At 65.1% G+C, this 15,864-nt stretch carries 16 protein-coding genes and 1 riboswitch; all 16 genes read left to right on the top strand.

All coding sequences use genetic code 11. The annotated features are described in order from the left end of the window. The first annotated feature begins 104 nt into the window (after positions 1-104). The 16 genes from guaA to F7P65_RS07410 all read left to right on the top strand — a co-directional run bounded on the left by guaA (position 105) and on the right by F7P65_RS07410 (position 15,841). The gene (guaA, locus tag F7P65_RS07485; protein WP_150291132.1) at positions 105-1,664 is read left to right on the top strand and encodes a glutamine-hydrolyzing GMP synthase; all 1,560 of its coding nucleotides are present in this window, start codon (positions 105-107) and stop codon (positions 1,662-1,664) included. 166 nt (positions 1,665-1,830) lie between these two features. After that, positions 1,831-3,015, top strand: a complete 1,185-nt coding sequence (locus F7P65_RS07480) for an aminotransferase (protein WP_150291131.1) — start codon at positions 1,831-1,833, stop codon at positions 3,013-3,015. A 62-nt stretch (positions 3,016-3,077) separates the two neighbouring features. Then, positions 3,078-4,511, top strand: a complete 1,434-nt coding sequence (locus tag F7P65_RS07475) for a DNA recombination protein RmuC (protein ID WP_150291130.1) — start codon at positions 3,078-3,080, stop codon at positions 4,509-4,511. Between the two features lie 144 nt (positions 4,512-4,655). Next, entirely contained in the window at positions 4,656-5,285 is a 630-nt protein-coding gene (locus F7P65_RS07470) for a nicotinate-nucleotide adenylyltransferase (RefSeq protein WP_150291129.1), read from the top strand. Positions 5,286-5,297: 12 nt separating this feature from the next. Next, entirely contained in the window at positions 5,298-5,687 is a 390-nt protein-coding gene (gene rsfS / locus F7P65_RS07465) for a ribosome silencing factor (protein WP_150291128.1), read from the top strand. 41 nt (positions 5,688-5,728) lie between these two features. Further along, positions 5,729-6,151, top strand: a complete 423-nt coding sequence (locus F7P65_RS07460) for a 23S rRNA (pseudouridine(1915)-N(3))-methyltransferase RlmH (RefSeq protein WP_150291127.1) — start codon at positions 5,729-5,731, stop codon at positions 6,149-6,151. An 87-nt stretch (positions 6,152-6,238) separates the two neighbouring features. Then, entirely contained in the window at positions 6,239-7,474 is a 1,236-nt protein-coding gene (locus tag F7P65_RS07455; RefSeq protein ID WP_150291126.1) for a murein hydrolase activator EnvC family protein, read from the top strand. Between the two features lie 397 nt (positions 7,475-7,871). Then, positions 7,872-9,221 carry a S41 family peptidase gene (locus F7P65_RS07450; protein WP_150291125.1) on the top strand — a complete coding sequence of 450 codons (1,350 nt, stop codon included), beginning with the start codon at positions 7,872-7,874 and terminating at the stop codon, positions 9,219-9,221. A 70-nt stretch (positions 9,222-9,291) separates the two neighbouring features. Continuing rightward, positions 9,292-9,777 carry a disulfide bond formation protein B gene (locus F7P65_RS07445; RefSeq protein WP_150291124.1) on the top strand — a complete coding sequence of 162 codons (486 nt, stop codon included), beginning with the start codon at positions 9,292-9,294 and terminating at the stop codon, positions 9,775-9,777. Next, positions 9,774-10,325, top strand: a complete 552-nt coding sequence (locus tag F7P65_RS07440) for a demethoxyubiquinone hydroxylase family protein (protein ID WP_150291123.1) — start codon at positions 9,774-9,776, stop codon at positions 10,323-10,325. The genes F7P65_RS07445 and F7P65_RS07440 overlap by 4 nt, the downstream gene beginning before the upstream one ends. An 8-nt stretch (positions 10,326-10,333) precedes the next feature. Next, positions 10,334-10,897, top strand: coding sequence for a hypothetical protein (locus F7P65_RS07435; RefSeq protein WP_150291122.1), 564 nt, complete (start codon positions 10,334-10,336; stop codon positions 10,895-10,897). 118 nt (positions 10,898-11,015) lie between these two features. After that, positions 11,016-11,387 (top strand): hypothetical protein, encoded by a 372-nt coding sequence (locus tag F7P65_RS07430; protein WP_420853313.1) that lies wholly within the window; start codon positions 11,016-11,018, stop codon positions 11,385-11,387. A 33-nt stretch (positions 11,388-11,420) separates the two neighbouring features. After that, positions 11,421-11,610: riboswitch (yybP-ykoY riboswitch) on the top strand. Positions 11,611-11,628: 18 nt separating this feature from the next. Continuing rightward, positions 11,629-12,207, top strand: a complete 579-nt coding sequence (locus tag F7P65_RS07425) for a TMEM165/GDT1 family protein (protein WP_150291120.1) — start codon at positions 11,629-11,631, stop codon at positions 12,205-12,207. A 125-nt stretch (positions 12,208-12,332) separates the two neighbouring features. Further along, positions 12,333-13,259 (top strand): complex I NDUFA9 subunit family protein, encoded by a 927-nt coding sequence (locus F7P65_RS07420; protein ID WP_162854562.1) that lies wholly within the window; start codon positions 12,333-12,335, stop codon positions 13,257-13,259. 155 nt (positions 13,260-13,414) lie between these two features. Further along, a complete protein-coding gene (locus tag F7P65_RS07415) occupies positions 13,415-14,224 on the top strand; it encodes an undecaprenyl-diphosphate phosphatase (protein ID WP_150291119.1) in 810 nt (269 codons plus the stop codon). Positions 14,225-14,389: 165 nt separating this feature from the next. Beyond that, entirely contained in the window at positions 14,390-15,841 is a 1,452-nt protein-coding gene (locus F7P65_RS07410; protein WP_150291118.1) for an NAD(P)-dependent oxidoreductase, read from the top strand. Positions 15,842-15,864: the final 23 nt, after the last annotated feature.

Genomic DNA, 15,864 nt, shown 5'->3' with positions numbered 1-15,864 from the left:
GGCGCCAGGCGCGGCGATAACGCGGCTTTGCTGGACAAGGGCTCCCAAGCGCTCTAACCGGGCGCGAATCCCTAAACCCTGATCTGACAAGTAAAGGCGATTCGATGACGCTGCCCCTACAGGATTCCATTCTCATCGTGGACTTCGGCAGCCAGGTGACTCAGCTCATCGCCCGCCGCGTCCGCGAAGCCGGGGTCTATTCCGAGATCGCGCCCTTCAACAGCGCCGCCGAAGCCTTTGAGCGGCTGAAGCCCAAGGGCATCATCCTCTCGGGCGGTCCGTCCTCGGTAATGTGGGAAGACAGCCCCCGCGCCCCGCAGCATTTCTTCGAGGCGGGCATTCCCATTCTCGGCATCTGCTACGGCCAGCAGACGATGATGCAGCAGCTGGGCGGCAATGTCGAAGGCGGCGAGAGCGGCGAATTCGGCCGCGCCTTCATCGAGGTGAAGAAGACCTGCGCGCTCTTCGACGGCCTCTGGACCGAGGGCGAGCGCCATCAGGTCTGGATGAGCCATGGCGACAAGGTGACGCAGCTCGCCCCCGGCTTTGAGGTCGTGGCAGTCAGCGAGGGCGCGCCCTATGCCGTCACCGCGAATGAGGAAAAGCGCTTCTACGCCACGCAATTCCACCCCGAAGTCGTCCATACGCCCGACGGCGCCAAGCTGCTCGCCAATTTCGTGCGCCATGTCTGCGGCCTCAAGGGCGACTGGACCATGGCCGAATTCCGCGCGACCAAGATCGCGGATATCCAGGCGCAGGTCGGCGAAGGCCGGGTGATCTGCGGCCTGTCGGGCGGCGTCGACAGCGCGGTGGCCGCCGTGCTGATCCACGAAGCGATCGGCGACCAGCTGACCTGCGTGTTCGTCGACCATGGCCTGATGCGGCTGGGTGAGGCCGAGCAGGTCGTCAGCCTGTTCCGCGAACATTATGGCATCAAGCTGGTCCATGTGAACGCCGAGGAACGCTTTCTGGGCGGCCTTGCGGGCCTCACCGACCCGGAGAAGAAGCGCAAGTTCATCGGCGGCGAGTTCATCGCCGTGTTCGAGGAAGAAGCCGCGAAGATCGGCGGCGCCGACTTCCTGGCACAGGGCACGCTCTACCCGGACGTGATCGAATCGGTCAGCTTCACCGGCGGGCCTTCGGTGACGATCAAGTCGCACCACAATGTCGGCGGCCTGCCCGAACGCATGAACATGAAGCTGGTCGAACCGCTGCGCGAACTGTTCAAGGACGAAGTGCGCGTGCTGGGCCGCGAACTCGGCCTGCCGGAGATTTTCGTTGGCCGTCACCCCTTCCCCGGCCCCGGCCTTGCGATCCGCATCCCCGGCGAGGTCGCCAAGGACCGCTGCGACATCCTGCGCAAGGCCGACGCGATCTATCTGGAGGAAATCCGCAATGCGGGGCTCTATGACGCGATCTGGCAGGCCTTCGCCGTGCTGCTGCCGGTCCGCACCGTGGGCGTGATGGGCGATCACCGCACCTATGACAGCGTCTGCGCCCTGCGCGCCGTGACATCGACCGACGGCATGACGGCGGACATCTACCCCTTCGACGCCGCCTTCCTCAGCCGCGTGGCGACGCGGATCATCAATGAGGTGAAGGGCATCAACCGGGTGGTCTACGACTACACCTCGAAGCCGCCCGGCACGATCGAATGGGAATAAACCGGATCGAATGACCGTCCGGGGGACGGTGATCCGGTTTATTCGGCACTGCAAGGTGCCGCAGCCCCCTCGCGAAACCGTCCAAGGGAGATTTCCAGCCGCTTAAGCCGGAGGGGCAATCCCGCACAACTTGACCCCCCTTCCCAAAAACCGGCATGTCCGTGCCATGAGCGCGCGTGATCCCCATCTCGGCCATCCCGTCTATCGGGACATGCCCACCACCATCTTCGAGAAAATGTCAGCCCGTGCGCGGGAAACCGGCGCGATCAACCTGGGTCAGGGTTTTCCCGACACCCAGGGCCCGGAAGAGCTTCTCCGCGCCGCCGCCGATGCGCTGCTGACCCGGTCCAATCAATATCCGCCCATGGCCGGCGTCCCCGAACTGCGCGAAGCAATCGCGGCCCATTATGCCCGCCACCAGCGTCTCGACCTCAGCCCTCAGGACGTCATCGTCACCTCCGGCGCGACCGAGGCCATCGCCGCCAGCCTGCTTGCGCTGGTCCGGCCCGGCGACGAGGTGCTGGTGCTGGCGCCGCTCTACGACGCCTATCTGCCCCTCATCGAGCGTGCGGGCGGCGTGGCGCGGATCGTGCGGCTCACCCCGCCCGCATGGCGGATCAGCCGGGAAACGCTGGAGGCGGCGCACACCGACCGCACCCGTTTCCTGCTGATGAACAATCCGGTAAACCCCACCGGCATTGCCCTGCGCGACGACGAACTCGCCCTGCTGGCGGACTATTGCGTCCGGCACGACCTGATCGCGATCTGCGATGAGGTGTGGGAGCATGTCACCTTCGACGGCATCACCCACAAACCGCTTATGGCCTTCCCCGGCATGCGCGAGCGCACGGTGAAGATCGGCTCGGCGGGCAAGATCTTCTCGGTCACCGGTTGGAAGGTCGGCTGGATGTGCGCGGCACCGCCCATCGCCACCCTGCTCGCCCGCGCGCATCAATTCCTCACCTTCACCACCCCGCCCCATCTGCAATGGGCCGTGGCGGAGGGCCTTGCCCAGCCCGAAAGCTGGTTTTCGGACATGCGCGCGGGCTATCAAGCGTCGCGCGACCGATTGGTGGCGGGGCTTCAAGAGGCGGGCTATGTGGTGACCCCCTGCACGGCGACTTGGTTCATCACCATCGACATCCCGGCCTCCGGCATCGCCATGCATGACGTCACTTTCTGCGAGCGGATCGTCGATGAAGCGGGCGTCGCCGCAATTCCGATCTCCGCCTTCTACCCCGCCGACCCGGTGACCCACCTCGTTCGCCTCTGCTTTTCCAAGGCGGACGAGATTCTCGATCAGGCGGTGGCGCGACTGGCGGCATTCCGCGCCGTCCACGCGACGGCATGAGGAGGCTTGCGGGAACCGCGTCCCGCCGCTAGGTTCACCTTTCGTTCCAAAAAGGGGTGCTCATGGACAGCCTGGCCGTCATTTTCATCATCGTTGCGCTGGTCGTGGGGCTGGGTCTGGGCTGGCTGTTCGGCGGCAAGGCGGTTGCGCCCCTGGCGGCGGAAAAGGCCGATCTGACGACCAAGCTCGACATGGCGTCGGCTCAGCGTAACGCAGCGCTTCAGGAACTGGTGGTGGCGCAGGAGCGCGCCGCGCAGGCTGCGGATCTGGCGCATAAGTTGGAGGGGGAACGCGCAGGCCGGGAACTGGCGGCGCGGGAACTGGCCGCGCTGCAATCGGACACGCAGGCGCGGGCGGAGGCTTTCGAGGCACAGATCGCCGCGCTCAAAGACGCCAAGGAGCAGCTTTCGGCGCAGTTCAGCGAAATCGGCGGCAAGCTGCTGCATCAGGCGCAGAGCCATTTTCTCGAACGCGCCGACCAGCGAATGGCGCAGGCGCATGAGAAGAGCGAGGCGCAACTCAAGCAGTTGCTGCACCCCGTCAATGAGACAATCCGGCGCTACGACCAGAAGATCACGCAGATCGAACAGCAGCGCACCGAAGCGTATGGCATTTTGCGCGGCGAGATCGAATCGATGAAGACGGGGCAGGAAGCGGTGCGCGCCGAGGCCCAGCGGCTGGTCGATTCGCTGCGCCACGCCCCCAAGGCGCGCGGGCGCTGGGGCGAGCAGCAATTGCGCAACGTCCTCGAAACCTGCGGCCTGAGCGAACATGTCGATTTCCAGACCGAGGTGAGCGTGGAGGGTGAGAATGGTCGCCTGCGCCCCGATGCGATCCTGCGCGTGCCGGGCGGGCGGGCTCTGGTGATTGACGCCAAGGTGTCGCTGAACGCCTATCAGGATGCCTATGGCGCGGAGGGCGACGAGGAGAGGAAGCGCTTCCTCTCCGCCCACGCCGCCGCGATGCGCGCGCATGTCGAGACGCTGGGGCGGAAAGCCTATGCCGACCAGTTTGACGAAGCACCCGATTATGTCATCATGTTCGTCCCGGGGGAGCATTTCCTCTCCGCCGCGCTGGAACATGACCCCCGGCTTTGGGATCATGCCTTTGCGAAACGGGTGCTGCTCGCCACCCCGACCAATCTGATCGCCATCGCCCGCACCGTTGCGGCGGTCTGGCGGCAGGAGAAGATGGCCGATGAAGCCAAGCGGATCGGCATGCTCGGCAAGGAACTCTACGAACGGCTCGCGGCCGCCGCCGGATCGCTCAAGAAGCTGGGCAATCGGCTCAACGGCGCGGTTGGCGATTATAATAGCTTTGTCGGCAGCTTCGAAAGCCGGGTGCTAGTGACCGGCCGCAAGCTGCGCGACCTCAATATCGAAACCGGCGGCAAGGAGCTGGAAGAATTGGAGCCGGTGGAAGCGTTGGTGCGCGAACCAGCGTCGGCCGAAGCCCTTCGGGCGTTACCGGAAGCCCTTCCAGATGCGGCGGAATGACCTCCAGTTTCACAAATATTAGCTATCTAACAAAATCTGGCCAAGATCGCAGCCTCCGCAGCCGGATTAGTTTGCTAAGTAATAATTAACCATGCCGGTTTGGGGAATTTGCCGAAAGCCGTGGCAACTGGCATGGACCGAATCATGAAATGCATCGGGCTTCTCGGCGGCTCCTTCAATCCGGCCCATGGCGGGCACCGCGCGATTTCCATGTTCGCGGCCCAGGCGCTGGCATTGGACGAAGTCTGGTGGCTGGTGTCTCCCGGCAATCCCTTGAAGCCCAAAGCCGGCATGGCGCCTCTTTCCGCTCGGCTCGCCAACGCGCGAAAAGTCGCGCGGCGCAACCCCATCCGCCCCACCGCGATCGAAGCCCAGTTGGGAACCCGCTACACCATCGATACGCTCAAAGCGCTCCAGCAGCGCTACCCCCGCCACCGTTTCATCTGGTTGATGGGGGCCGACAATCTCGCCCAATTCGGTCAGTGGAAGGATTGGCGCGGCATAGCCCGGATAATGCCCATTGCCGTCATCGCCCGGCCCGGTTATGATGAAGCCGCCCGTGGCTCACCGGCCATGAGCTGGCTGCGGCGCTTCGTCCGGCCCGCGCGCCAGAGTGCAGACTGGACGGATTGGAGACTTCCGGCGCTCGTGCTTTTGCGCTTTCGCCCTGATCCAAGATCGGCGACCCTGCTGCGGCAGGCGGACCCCCTCTGGCATCGCGAATATAGTGAAACGCGTGTGCGTGACCCGCTCACGCGCCGGATGATCGTCTAGAATGGAGCACTTTTGACCAGACCGCACCCCGCCAACGACACGGCCCTTGGAGCCGACAGCGTTGCCGCCCTGCACGACCTTGTCCTGAAATCGCTCGACGATGACCAGGCGCAGGAAACCATCTCCATCCCCCTCGAAGGCAAGAGCAGCATTGCCGACCATATGGTGATCGCCAGCGGGCGATCCTCCCGTCAGGTCGCGTCGATGGCGCAAAAGCTGGCCGAGCGGATCAAGCAGTCGACCGGGCGCTCCGCCCGTGTCGAGGGCCTGCCCGTGGCCGACTGGGTGCTGATCGATGCCGGCGATGTGATCGTCCATCTGTTCCGGCCGGAAGTGCGCAGCTTCTACAATCTGGAACGGATGTGGGGCTTCGTCGACGCGCCGGTGGCGGGCACGGCCTAACCCCTTCGACAAGCGCGCAAGGAAAGGATAGGGGGAGCGTCATGCTCCTCCACATCATCGCGCGCGGGAAGATCGGGCGCTCGCCCGAAGCGGATCTGGTCGACCGCTATGTCAAGCGGTTGACCATGCCGTTCAAAATCACCGAAATGCCCGATCGGGGCGGCAAACTGCCTCCCGCGTCGCCCGGAACCGTCACGGTCATGCTGGACGAAAAGGGCAAGCAACTCGGCTCGCTGGATTTCGCCAGGCGCATCGAAAGCTGGCGCGACGGAGGCAAGCGCGAATGCCGATTCCTGATCGGCGCGGCGGACGGCTTCGACGATGCGGAACGGGACAATGCCGACCTGCTGATCGCATTCGGCGCGATGACCTGGCCGCATATGATGGCCCGTGCGATGTTAGCCGAACAACTCTGGCGCGCCTGCTCGATCCTCGCCGGACATCCCTATCATCGTGAGGGTTAGGGACCATCGCCGCTCGACAGGGCAGGGGATTTTTGCCTAGTCAGGGAAAGTCGGCGCCGAACACGGCTCTGGCGGGGGGCATTTCAGGTGAAACGGACGGCGATCATCGCGACATTCCTCGCTGGGGCGGCGGCCCTTGCCGCCCCACGCCTGCCCGCCGCCGATGGCCAAGTGATCATCCTGTCCGGCACCGGGGGCACCAGCCTGTCCGAAGAGCAATCCGCGCTCAAAACCGCCCGCCGCCAGTCGGAGGACGCCCGCCAACGCTCCGAACGCCTTGAACAACAGGCCGCCGCCGCGCGCGACGAAGCCGAGCAAGCCCGTCGCCGCGCCGCCGCCATGGCCGCACGCATTCAGCAGGCCGAAGCCGATATTCAGGCCGCGCAGGCCCGTATCGCCATCATCGCCCGGCTCCAGCGGGTGCAGGCCGCCCGCCTTGCCGCGAAGCAGGAGCCGGTCGTCCACCTGACCGCCGCGCTGCAAATGATGGCGCAGCGACCGCTCGCGCTCGCGCTCGTGCAGCCCGGATCAATCAGCGACGCCATCCACATGCGCGCCGTGCTGGGGCAGGTGCTGCCCGTGATCCGCGAGCGCACCGCCGGATTGCGCGCCGAACTGGACCGCAGCCGCGCCTTGCGGGCAACAGCCGAGCAGGCGGCGGATTCGCTGACCCAAAGCCAGCAGGATCTGAAACAGCGCCAAACGGCGCTCCAGACGCTCGAGGCGCAAAAACGGCTCGCCGCGCAGGATTATCGCGCCAATGCCGATCTGGAGAGCGACCGCGCCTTGGCGTTGGGCGAGCGGGCCCGCGACATTGTCGATCTAATGGACAAGTTGGAGGAAGCAGGCGACCTGCGCGACCGGCTGGCGGCCCTGTCCGGCCCGGTGCCGCGCCCCGCCCGCCCCGACCAGGTCCGCGCACCCGCCCCGGAACGGACGCGCGGGCCCAGCGCTGCACCGCCCTACCGCCTGCCGGTCGTCGGGCAATTGGTGACCGGCATGGGCGAGGTATCGGAAAGCGGCATCCGCTCGCGCGGTCTTACCATCGCGACGCGGCCCGGCGCGCTGGCCGTGGCGCCGACGGCGGGCCGCATCGTCTTCGCCGGCCCCTATCGCGGCTATGGACAGATCGTCATCATCGACCATGGCGGCGGCTGGACGACGCTGATCACCGGCCTGCTGCGCCTCCACGCCACGGTCGGCGACAGCGTCCGGCAGGGCGATCCCATCGGCAATACCGGGCCGGGCCGCCCCAGCATCACCGTAGAACTGCGCCGCAACGGCCGTCCTGTCGACATCGTGCCGCTGGTGGGCCTGGGCTGAGAGGCGACCGCCGAGGGACGGGCGATGTCTTGCCCGGCCTGCGCTACGACTAGAGCAAGCTGCGCTCAATCAGACGCGGGCCGCTTGCTCACCTCCTTTGTTGTCGCATCGTTTTTTACGAAAAACCCGAGCTCGGAGTCACGTGCCTCCGGCTCGCCCACTTTTTCGCACGATGCTCTAACGGATCGAATTCCCTGTCCGGCTGCGGCTCGGTCCGATGCTGTCGCGACCTGCTGTTTCAACCGTTCGGAGACCGATAGGAAATCGGCAAAAATCGCCATTTTGCATGGGCCGGTCGCATCCTCTTCATCGCTCGGCTCCATCGGACGACGCCCGCTTTTGCTTCTGTCCGAAAAGCGCTTATACTGACCGCTCGATGCAGGACTCAAGGACAGCGATGAAATCCAATTTCTTCCGGGGCGCCATCGCCCTCGGCGCACTCGCGCTCATCCCCGCCACCACGGCCGCGCTCGCCGACGGGGAAGCCAGCAGCTACAAGGCGCTCGATGAGTTCATGGACGTGTTCCAGAAGGTCCGCAGCGACTATGTCGAGAAGGTCGACGATGAAAAGCTGATCAAGGGCGCCATCGACGGCATGCTCGCCAGCCTCGATCCGCACAGCAGTTTCCTCGACGCCCGCGATTTCCAGAATCTGCGGACCCAGACGGAGGGCAGTTATGGCGGCCTGGGCCTCTCGGTCACGCAGGAGGATGGCGCGGTCAAGGTCATCGCGCCGACGCAGGATACCCCGGCCTGGCGCGCGGGGATCAAGGCGGGCGACTATATCACCCATCTCGACGGGCAGCTCATCTATGGCGGCACGCTGGACGAGGCGGTCGACAAGATGCGCGGCGCGCCCGGCACGCAGATCAAGCTCACCATCGTGCGTACCGGCCGCGACAAGCCGATCGAAGTGACGCTGACCCGCGAGATCATCCAGATCAAGCCGGTGAAATGGGAAGTGAAGAACGGCATCGGCGTCATCAACATCGTCAGTTTCTCGGCCAATACCGGCGCTGACCTTCGTCAGGCGATCCGCAGCATCGACAAGTCGCTGGGCCACAAGCCGACCGGCTATATCCTCGACCTGCGCTCCAACCCCGGCGGGCTGTTGGACGAGGCCGTCTCGGTCAGCGACGCCTTCCTGGAGCGGGGCGAGATCGTCTCGCAGCGCGGCCGCAACAAGGGCGACGTCGAACGCTATTACGCCAAGCCGGGCGACGATGCGAAGGGCCTGCCGGTCATCGTGCTGGTCGATGCGGGTTCGGCCTCCGCCTCCGAAATCGTCGCGGGCGCCTTGCAGGATCAGCATCGTGCGCTGGTGATGGGTGAGCGCAGCTTCGGCAAGGGCAGCGTCCAGACCATGCTCCCCTTGACCAACACCACCGCGCTCAAGCTGACCACGGCACGCTACTACACCCCCTCGGGCCGCTCCGTGCAGGAAGGCGGGATCGAACCGGATGTGAAGGTGCCGCAACTTTCCGATCCCGATTACAAGAATCGCCCGAAATTCCGCGAGAGCGACCTGCGTCGGCACCTGATCAACGAGATCAAGACCGACAATGCCGCGCTGGAAGAGGATATCAAGGAAGATCCGCGCTTCGCCGCGACGGCGGAGGATTTGAAAAAGAAGGGGATTGAGGACTTCCAGCTCGACTATGCGCTGAAGACCATTGCCCGCCTCTCCGCCAAGCCGGGCGCCGCTGTCGCGCAAGCCCAGCCCGCACGCAAGCCTGCGACGCGCTGACCCCATCCCTTTCGTCATGCAGGCACAAGTTCAGCATGACGAAAGGCTCCGCGCGGTTTAAGCGAGCGATATGAAGAGCCTGCCCCTCGCCCGCGCCCTGGCGCTGATCGTGCCCCTTGCCATGCTGGCGGGCGCCTATGCCTTCCAGTTCATCGGCGGCCTGCACCCGTGCGAAATGTGCTGGTGGCAGCGTTATGCGCATTTCGCCGCCATCCCGCTGGCGGCGATCGCCTATGCGACGCGCGGCAAGATCTGCGTCAGCGCGCTGTTCACCGGGCTTGCGGGCCTTGCCATCGGCATCGGCGGGATGATCGGCCTGTTCCATGCCGGCGTCGAATATGGCTGGTGGCAGGGTGTCACCGCCTGTTCCACCAGCCCCGCCGGTGGCAGTTCCACCGACATATTGAACCAGATCATGGCAACGCCGATCACCCGCTGCGACGTGGCGCCATGGCAGCTGTTCGGCATTTCGATGGCGGGCTATAACGGCCTCTTGTCGGGAGGGGCCGCGCTCCTCATCTTGGTGCTGCTGCTCAAAAAAGGGAGCAAGGCATGAGCGCAAAGGATTTTCCCCGTCCCGGCCATAGGGTGACCGATACCCAGCGCGCGTCCATGCTGCGCGTCGATCAGGCGGGTGAGTTCGGCGCGACCCGCATCTATGCCGGGCAACTCGCCGTGATGGGCGACCGTCATCCCGACTCCCGCATCATCGCCGGCATGGCGGCGCAGGAAGAGCGGCACCGCAAGCATTTCGACGCCATGATCGCGCGCCGGGGCGTACCGCCGACAGCGCTGCAACCCATCTGGAACGTCGCAGGCTTCGCGTTGGGCGCGGTAACGGCGGCAATCGGGCCGCGCGCCGCCATGGCCTGCACCGCCGCGATCGAGACAGAGATCGACCGGCATTATGCCGAACAGCTCAAGGAGCTGGGCCAGGACGATCCGGAACTCTCCGCCGTCATCGCGGATTTTCAGGCGGAAGAAGTGGAACATCGCGACACCGCCATCGCCCATGGCGCGGAACAGGCTCCGGCCTATCCCTTATTGTCCGGCGCCATCAGACTGGGCTGTCGTGCCGCCATCGCCCTGTCGAAGCGGATCTGAGGAGAAGCATGATGAAGACATACAGGATCGCCGCCATGCTTTTGCTGGGCGCCGCCGCCCCCGTGCTGGCGCAGCAGGGTCCCGCCCAGCCGCAGGAACAGGCCCCTGCCGGACAGGCCGGATCGGAACGGGTCAATCTGGTCATCGTCTATGGCGACGATCCCTGCCCGCAGAGCCAGGGCAGCGACATCGTCGTCTGTGCGCGCAAGGGCGAAGAAGAACGCTATCGCATTCCCGAGCCGTTGCGCGGCGATCCCAACCAGCCCAGCCATCAGGCATGGGGCGAGCGGGTGAAGTCGATGGAATATGTCGGCCGCAGCGGCACGGAGAGCTGCTCGCCGGTGGGCGGCGGCGGCGCAACGGGCTGCTTCGCCCAACTGGCGCGCCTTGCCAAGGCCGAAAGGCAGCAGGCGGACAATGCCAGCTGGAAGGATCTGGTCGCGGCGGAACGGGCACGGCGCCTCTCCACCATCGATGCCGAGAGCAAGGCGATCGAGGCACAGGCCGTGGCCGAGGAAAAGGCACAGGCGCAGCAACAAGGGCAACAGGCCACCCCGGCGGCCAAGCCCTGACGGGTTTCGCCGCCTGGCGGCGTCTGAAATCATGGCTGCCGGAACCGGGCAATCCGGGCGGTGGAAGAGGGGATCAACGAGGAATTTATCGATGCGCACCCCCTCTTCCCGCATCCTGATGGCAGCGCTGCTGCTCTCGCCGCTGGCGCTGACCGCGCCGGTCCGGGCCGAACCGCCGGAACGCATCACCAATCTGGTCGTCTACGGCAACGACCCCTGCCCCAAGGGCGAAGGCGATGAGATCGTCGTCTGCGCCCGTCGGCCCGAATCCGAACGTTATCGCATTCCCAAGAAGCTGCGCGAGAAGCCCGAAATCGTCGGCGGTCCCGGGTGGGGCAGCCAGGTCGCGACCATGGAGCAGGTGCAGCGGCAGACCCTGCCGGGCAGTTGCTCGGCCATCGGCAGCAACGGCTTTACCGGCTGCACCGCCAAGGCGCTGGAACAATGGTTCGCCGAACGGCGCATGCAGGAATCCAAGGGCGAGCCATGAGCCTTGCCTCCCGGTCCCATCTGCCTTAAAGGCCCCCTCGTCATCTGGGGAGTAGCCAGCCGTCCGGCCTTTCGGACGGGCCGTTCGTCAACATATTTGGCCGAGAGGTCATGGCGGGCGGGATACGAAGCACAGGCTTCGCATCGGGCGAGACCAATGGCACCATCTTCGCCGTCCGGCCGGGCGGGGGAAGGCGGTGGCATTGTGTCTTTTCATCGTCGCCCGGCCCTGGACAGACTGCATGGAAGCCATTCTCACCTCCACCGCTCTCGTTGCGCTCGCCGAAATGGGCGACAAGACGCAATTGCTGGCGATGCTGCTCGCTACCCGGTTCCGCAAGCCGGTGCCGATCATCCTGGGCATATTGGTCGCGACGCTGGCCAATCACTTCCTGGCCGCGCTGGTCGGTCATTCGGTCGCGGGCGTGCTGAACCAGCCCTGGTTCCGCTATGCCGTCGCCGCCAGTTTCATCGCCATGGCGGCCTGGACGCTGATCCCCGACACGTTCGATGAGGACGAACCGCTGAAGGCGCCGTCCAGGGCGGGCGTGTTCATGACCACGCTGATCGCCTTCTTCCTGGTCGAGATGGGCGACAAGACGCAGGTGGCGACCGTGATGTTGGGCGCGCGCTTCGACAATGTGTTTGCCGTCACCGCCGGAACGACGCTGGGCATGATGATCGCCAATGTGCCCGCCGTGCTGTTTGGCGACGTGCTGGCGAAGAAGGTGCCGATGCGGGCGCTCCAGATCGGCGCGGCCCTGCTGTTCCTGGGCCTTGGCCTGTGGATGATTGCTGATTTGCAGGGCTGGATGGGTTAAAAAGGCGTAAGGCGGTTGTCAGCAGGCAGCCACTGTTGCAAGGGGAGGACGAACGGTCGTCCCCCCAGCGAAAGACGGGATGGCCGAGAGGCATCCCTATCAAAAAGACAGGCATTGGACGCGTGATGAAGGACAGTCTGGTAACGGTGTTCGGCGGCGGCGGCTTTCTGGGCCGACAGGTCGCACAGGCCCTGATGGCGCGCGGTGCCCGCGTACGCGTCGCCCAGCGCGATCTGGCGGCGGCGGTGCGCGTCAAACCGCTGGGGGGCCTTGGCCAGACCCAATTCGTCGCGGCCGACATCCGCAAGCCCGCCAGCGTCGCCCGCGCCATCGCCGGCAGCGATATCGTCATCAATCTGGTCGGCGTGCTGAGCGGCGATTTCGAAGGGTCCCATCATGACGGCGCCGCCAATGTCGCCCAGGCGGCGGCGGATGCGGGCGTCCGGGCGCTGGTTCACATCTCCGCCATCGGTGCCGATGCGCACAGCCCCTCCGCCTATGGCCGGTCGAAGGCCGCGGGCGAGGAAGCGGTCAAGGCCGCCTTCCCCAATGCCACCATCCTGCGCCCGTCGATCATCTTCGGGGCGGAGGATCAGTTCCTGAACCGTTTTGCGGAGATCATCCGCCTGGCCCCGGTCGCCCCCGTGATCGGCGCGCAGACGAAATTCCAGCCCGTCTACGTCGCGGATGTCGCGCAGGCGATCGTCAATGCCGCCGAAAAGCCCGGCGTCTATGGCGGCAAAACCTATGAACTGGGCGGACCGCAGACCTACAGCATGATGGAACTCAACGCCTGGATCGCCAAGACCATCGGTCGCGAGCGCAGCCTGTGCGCGGTTCCCGGCTCGCTCGCATCGCTGATCGCCATGCTGCCGGGCGGACCGATTACCCGCGACCAGCTGGCGATGCTGGGCAAGGACAATGTCGTTGCGACCGGCGCGAACGGGCTGGCCGATCTGGGCGTTGCGCCCACGCCGATGCCGGCCGTCGCGGAGAAGTGGCTGGTCCGCTATCGCAAGCATGGACGCTTTGCCGGGCGGGTTCAGGCCTGATCGGCCCGGCCCGATCCGCCGGACCGGCAACGGCGTGCGACAGGCTGGCTTGCATGGGCTCTTCGCTTCTGCACAAATGGTTATGACATCTTCACGCCCTCCCCCGTCCGGGGGAGGGCTTCCCTTTGTTCGCCCCACAAGGATCTGATCCACCCATGGACCTGCACTATCTGACAGTCATCCTGCTTGGCATTGTCGAAGGGCTGACCGAATTCCTGCCGGTTTCCTCGACCGGCCACCTGATTCTGGCGAGCGAATTGCTGGGTTATGATTCGTCCACCTGGGCCATGTTCAACGTCATCATCCAACTCGGTGCGATCCTGGCGGTGGTGGTGCTCTATTGGCGCACCTTCTGGGCGGTCGGCATGGGCCTGCTGCGCCGGGAGCCGGCAAGCTGGCGGTTCCTGCGCAACCTTATCGTCGCCTTCATCCCGGCGGCGGTGATCGGCCTTGCGCTGCACAAATATATCGAGGCCCTGCTGGGCGCGCCGAAAGTCGTCGCCTGGGCGCTGATCGTCGGCGGCATCGCGATCCTGGCGATCGAGCGGATGGTGAAGGAGAACCGCTTCCACGGCATCGCCGACATCCCCTTTGTTCGCGTGATCGGCATCGGCTTCATCCAGTGCCTGGCGATGATCCCCGGCGTCAGCCGGTCGGGCGCGACGATCATGGGCGCGCTGACGCTGGGCGTCGAGCGGCGCACTGCCGCCGAGTTCAGCTTCTTCCTCGCCATTCCCACCATGTTGGGAGCAACCACGCTGGAACTGCTGAAGAATGGCGACAAACTGACCTCTGCCACCGTGGGCTGGGACAGCATTGCCGTCGGCTTCATCGTCTCGTTCCTGGTCGCAGTGCTGGTGATCAAATGGTTCGTTGGCCTGGTATCGCGGCACGGATTCGCGCCGTTCGCCTGGTATCGAATCATCGCCGGCATCACCGCCCTGGCATGGCTTTCGCTCAGATAGTCCCGAATTGGACCCAATTAACGCAAGATAATTTCAGCCTTTCTTCGCTCCTGCGGAAAAATCCGGTAAATTAGGTCGCATTCACTGTCCTATATTGCAGAATCAACGTGACTCTGCGGGTCTTTCTGCTATGTGCGCCCCTGACATCATTTTCAGGGACTCATCATGGCCGACAATCCAATGCTGAAATTCGTGGGAACGGGCCAAGCCTATCCCGAGAAACGTTCGGCCGACGATCGCGCCGACGATTTTCTGGAAATCAGCCGCAGCTTCATTCTGGACAAGGCGGAAGAGCAGGCGTCACGCTGCTCGCAATGCGGCGTGCCCTATTGCTCGACCCATTGCCCGCTGCACAATCATATCCCCGACTGGCTGCGCCTGACCGCCGAGGGGCGGCTGCGCGAGGCTTATGAACTCAGCAACCTGACCAGCACCATGCCGGAAATCTGCGGCCGCATCTGCCCGCAGGACCGCCTGTGCGAAGGCAATTGCGTCATCGAATTTTCCGGCCACGGATCGGTCACCATCGGTTCGGTCGAAAAATACATCACCGACACCGCCTGGAAGGAAGGCTGGGTCGAACCGCTGGTGCCCGGCGCCCCGCTCGGCCAGTCGGTCGGCGTGATCGGCGCGGGTCCGGCGGGCCTGACGACGGCGGAATATCTGCGCGTTGCGGGCTATGAGGTGCATGTCTATGACCGGCACGACCGCGCCGGCGGGCTGCTGACCTACGGCATCCCCGGCTTCAAGCTGGAAAAGGATGTCGTCATGCGCCGCATCCAGCGCCTCAAGGACGGCGGCATCGTCTTCCATGAGAGCTTCGAGGTGGGCCGCGACGCCAGCATGGAGGAACTGCGCGCCCGTCACGACGCCATCCTGATCGCCACCGGCGTCTACAAGCCCCGCGACATCAAGGCGCCGGGCGTCGGCGCGCCGGGCGTGGTCAAGGCGCTCGACTTCCTCATCGCCTCCAACAAAGCCGGTTTCGGCGATGCCGTGCCGGAACATGAGGATGGCTCGCTGCACGCCAATGGCAAGAAGGTCGTCGTCATCGGCGGTGGCGACACCGCGATGGACTGCGTCCGCACCGCGATCCGCCAGGGCGCGACGTCGGTGAAGTGCCTCTATCGCCGCGACCGCGACAATATGCCCGGATCGCAGCGCGAAGTCGCCAATGCCGAGGAAGAGGGCGTCGAGTTCGTCTGGCTCTCCGCCCCCATCGCCTTCGAGGGCACGGAGCATGTCACCGGCGTCAAGGTGACGAAAATGCGTCTTGGCCAGCCCGACGCCTCGGGTCGCCGTACGCCGGAAGCCGATCCGGGCACGGAGCACACGCTGGAAGCTGACCTCGTCATCAAGGCGCTGGGTTACGATCCGGAGGAACTGCCCAGGCTGTTCGGCGCGGAGGACCTGTCGGTCACCCGCTGGGGCACGCTGCGCGTCGATCACAAGACGATGATGACCAGCATGGACGGCGTGTTCGCCGCCGGCGACATCGTACGCGGCGCTTCGCTGGTCGTCTGGGCGATCCGCGACGGCCGCGACGTGACCGAGCATATGCACCGTTACCTCAAGGCGCAGGCCAAGGTCGCGGCGAGCGAAAAGGTCGCCGCCTAAAGCGCAAAATTTCAGCCCGTTCG

The sequence above is a fragment of the Sphingobium estronivorans genome (assembly GCF_008692605.1).
GTDB lineage: Bacteria > Pseudomonadota > Alphaproteobacteria > Sphingomonadales > Sphingomonadaceae > Sphingobium > Sphingobium estronivorans.
This window is presented reverse-complemented; position numbering and strand designations above follow the sequence as displayed.